The organism is Asaia sp. SF2.1, from assembly GCF_000505765.1.
Lineage (GTDB): Bacteria > Pseudomonadota > Alphaproteobacteria > Acetobacterales > Acetobacteraceae > Asaia > Asaia bogorensis.
Genome location: NZ_AYXS01000012.1, coordinates 158,913 through 160,130 on the forward strand (window position 1 = coordinate 158,913; position 1,218 = coordinate 160,130).

Consider the following 1,218-nt stretch of genomic DNA (forward strand, 5'->3'; position numbering starts at 1 on the left):
GGAGCCCCTGAGGGCTTCGGCTTTTGTGTATGGGGAAGTCACCGATGATCTCTCCTTCGGGTGGGGCACGCTTTGAACGATCGACTGCATCGTCCCGAAATCGACGAGGTGCGGGCTAGCCCCTTTGACGCGAAGGGGGCGCATTAAGCGGATTGTCGGGGCATCGACGATAATCCGTACCGGATATGCCAGCCCCACTTGTCTGTGTCTGGTATTCGGACCCAACGGCACTCGGACACATCCTCCCAAAGCGCAGCCGTTCTTTTCAGATGCCAAATCGTCGTTGGTCGTATTGGCTGATCGTTATCACGACGTAACGCTGCCCTCACCATCACGGCTATACCGCCCCTCAGCCTCTTTGTCTGCCTATGCAATGACTCGCGGCGGCTGCTGCCTCGCAGCACCGCCAGCGTTGTCTCAGACCCTTTTGAAGAGTCGAGCATCGTCCCGATCAGAGGGATAGTAGCGGCCAACCAGAACGATGCTGGCCCCGGCACTACAAACATATCCGGCAGCCGGAAGACCCACGGGAATCAGTGGCGTTGCTGCGGCCCTATCCTCATCGTTACCTTAAGGCAGCACCACAGGCGTGCAGCCTAAGTAGCGGATCTCTCGTACCCCTCTGGCGCGGGATCGGGCCGCAGTTGCGAGAGCACCCGCGGGTATCAGAGACGCAGATAGGTCAGGGCGAAAAGAGAGATCATGACCAGTGACAGACCACCCAGCAGGCCCATGATCCGCCCCTGACGGCGCGCGGCGAGTTCGTTTTTCATCATAAAAACAACACCCGATCGATCAGCAGGGCTGAAAACAGGAAGAACAGATACGCCAGCGAATACCGGAAGGCATAGCGGGCAGGCTTGTCAGCCGTCAGGCTCACCCCGGTCGCGTCTTGTTTGTCGAGCAGAACACGCAAGGCAAATCCCACAAAGCCCAGCCCGAGAACCGTGGCGCTCACCGTGTAGATCAATCCGCAAAGATGGAGAAAGGACGGTACCAGAGACACAGCCAGCAGGATCAGCGTGTAGATGAAGACATTCCAGCGCGTATGACGAGCCCCCTTCACCACGGGCAGCATCGGGATGCCAGCCTTGGTGTAATCCTTGCAGGCGTAGAGCGAGAGCGACCAGAAATGGGGCGGCGTCCACAGGAACACGATGGCAAACATCACCACCGGCAATACGCTCATGGAGCCTGTTGCGGCGGCCCAACCGATCA

At 58.8% G+C, this 1,218-nt stretch carries 1 protein-coding gene; it reads right to left on the reverse strand.

Features of this window, described 5'->3' with window-relative positions:
* Positions 1 to 772: 772 nt before the first annotated feature.
* Positions 773 to 1,218 (reverse strand): UbiA family prenyltransferase (locus P792_RS38650; protein ID WP_035439657.1); only part of this gene is annotated, 446 nt, incomplete at its 5' end.